This window comes from Aquimarina hainanensis (assembly GCF_042684685.1).
In the GTDB taxonomy this organism is placed as follows: domain Bacteria; phylum Bacteroidota; class Bacteroidia; order Flavobacteriales; family Flavobacteriaceae; genus Aquimarina; species Aquimarina hainanensis.
Genome location: NZ_JBHULX010000030.1, coordinates 1 through 2,703 on the forward strand (window position 1 = coordinate 1; position 2,703 = coordinate 2,703).

Sequence of the window (2,703 nt, forward strand, 5' to 3'; positions counted from 1 at the left end):
GGTATTTTTTTGATATATTCTTTATTTTTGATGTTTAAAATTAAGAATAATATAATTTTATATATATTTGTGCTTTAACGCTAAACTCAATTTATATATGAAAACTACCTTTTTAAGAAAAGGAATACTATCTGTTTGTATAGTATTTTTATCATCTGTACTGTATTTGTATCACGATTCAGATACAAAAAAAAATGAAGAAGGATTACAAGAGTTAAGAGATCAGCATCTTTATTTTTTAGAAAACAGTCCTTTTAAAGAATCTTTACTACTTACTAAAAAAGCACGTAAAAAACGTGGTATTCCCCCAAATAAATACTTTGAGCAGATGTGGGAATTAACGATGAACCCTAAAACAGGGCGTACAGAACCAGAAAAGATATTTGAAGTTCAAAAACAATTAAAGTCGAGGAATGTAAAGAGAGCCCCGGGAGAAAATAATGCAAATGCCTGGGAAGAAAGAGGTCCCAATGATGTTGGGGGAAGAACCCGTGCTATCTTATTCGATCCTAATGACCAAACTAACAGAAGGGTATTTGCAGGAGGAGTAAGTGGAGGATTATGGGTTAATAATGATATAACTTCTGCAGCTTCGCAATGGACAAGAGTTCAGAATGTGCCGGGTAATTTATCGGTTACTTCTATTACAGTAGATCCTAGAAATTCTAATATATGGTATATTGGTACTGGGGAACAATATACTTTTGGAGATGTAGTCGGTACTGGTGTCTATAGATCTGTTGATGGAGGGAATAATTGGCAGATAGTGAATATTCCTCCGGCAGGAGGAGGAGACCTTCAGGTAGATGAAACCAATCTATTTCTATCTGGGATTTATTTTGTAAATGATATTATAGCCTGGGAGAATACTACTGAGAACCGAACAGAATTATTTGTAGGAGTAGGGGCGAATATATATCTTCCTTCTAATGAACCTAGAAATTGGCTAGGAGTTCAATCTGCCGGGATGTATCATTCTATTGATGGAGGAGCTACTTGGAACCGGATTGAATCAGCAAATATGCGATACCAGCAGGATAACAATACCTATTACTATATTCCGAATGATTTTGAAATTGGAGCCGATAATCGTTTGTGGATGGGGACAATTAATTTTGTGAAATTCGATAATATAGGTGGAGGTCGTGTGTTTAGTAGTGTAAACGGAGCTACCTGGGTAGAAGCAGCTGCTTCTCCTCTGGGAGATTCAAATCGGGTAGAGCTAGAGCCATCTGCTACAGATCCGAATAAAATATATGCGCTTACGCAAGGGGTTTTAAGAGATGGAAATAACAATGTGATAGAACCTGTTCATATTTATAGAACAACAGATGGTTTTGCAACCAATCCGGTAGCAACAGCACTTCCTGTAGATCATGATCGTGCAATTCCTATAATTGGGTATGATGGAATTCCGGCTAATGATTTTACTCGGGGTCAGGCATTTTATGATTTGATGATTGAGGCAGATCCTACCAATGATAATGTTGTATATGTAGGGGGGATTGATTTATTCCGTTCTGCCAATGGAGGAAATAACTGGACACAAATATCTAAATGGTCTAACAATAGTGGGTTGGCGCAATTAAGAGCTTCTTTAGTTCATGCCGATCAGCATGCAATGGTGTTTAGACCCGGGAATACTAATCAGGCTATATTTGGAAATGACGGTGGAGTGTATTATGCGTCTGATTTAGCAAGAGCAGGGAACTCCGATGTGATCGGTAAGCGTGTAAATAACTATAATGTTACTCAGTATGTAAAAGCCGGTATCGGACCGAATGGAGCTAGAGACCAAAATGGAATATTTACAGCAGGATCACAGGATAACGGTTCCCAGGCATTTAGAAATGCAGTCGCCGGAATTAATGGGTCTGAACAATTATCAGGAGGGGATGGGTTTTATACTTTTGTTGATAAAGATGGAGAATATATGATTAGTACCTATGTTTTTAATAATATTCATAGATATAAACTTCCCTGGGATGGAAAAGGACAACAAGCAGGAGGGGGAGAAGCAATATTAAGTGAAGGTACAGGAGATTTTGTGAATCAGATGGGGTATGATAACGATGCTAATTTCATCTTGTCAAATGCCTCAAAAAGGGGTGGAAATACCTCAATAAAGACTATTGATGTTGCTAATAATAGAAACGGAAATATAGATAATCAGATGCTAACGGCTAAGCCAACAGCATTTGTAGCATCTACTTTTGCGAATAACACCTGGTATGTAGGAGCAGCCGATGGAAAATTATTCCGTTTAACCAATGTTGGAGTAGGTGCTGCGAATTGGGCAGAAATCAATACTCCTTTTGTAGGATCAGTATCTTCTGTGAGATTAGGAGCAACTGCAAATGATCTGCTAGTGACAATTCATAATTATGGAGTAACCAGTATATGGTACTCATCAGATGCAGGAGTTAACTGGGTAAGTAAAGAGGGGAATTTACCGGATATTCCAGTACGAGATATTCTACAGAATCCATTAGATAGAACAGAAGTAATTGTAGCGACACAATTAGGAGTGTGGATGTCGAATAATTTTGATAATGCAAACCCTGTATGGCGACAGTCCTATAACGGGATGAGTGATGTAAGTGTGACATCGTTTGATTATTGGGCAATTGATGGAGATGATAATAATAATATTGTAATAGCTTCTACTTACGGTAGAGGAGTTTTTACAGGAAGTTTTACGGC

1 protein-coding gene is annotated in these 2,703 nt (G+C 37.6%); it reads left to right on the top strand.

Annotation, left to right across the window (positions count from 1 at the left end; genetic code table 11):
• Positions 1-97: 97 nt before the first annotated feature.
• Positions 98-2,703, top strand: a 2,606-nt coding sequence (locus tag ACFSTE_RS14360; protein ID WP_378298207.1) for a WD40/YVTN/BNR-like repeat-containing protein, incomplete at its 3' end; no start/stop codon positions are given.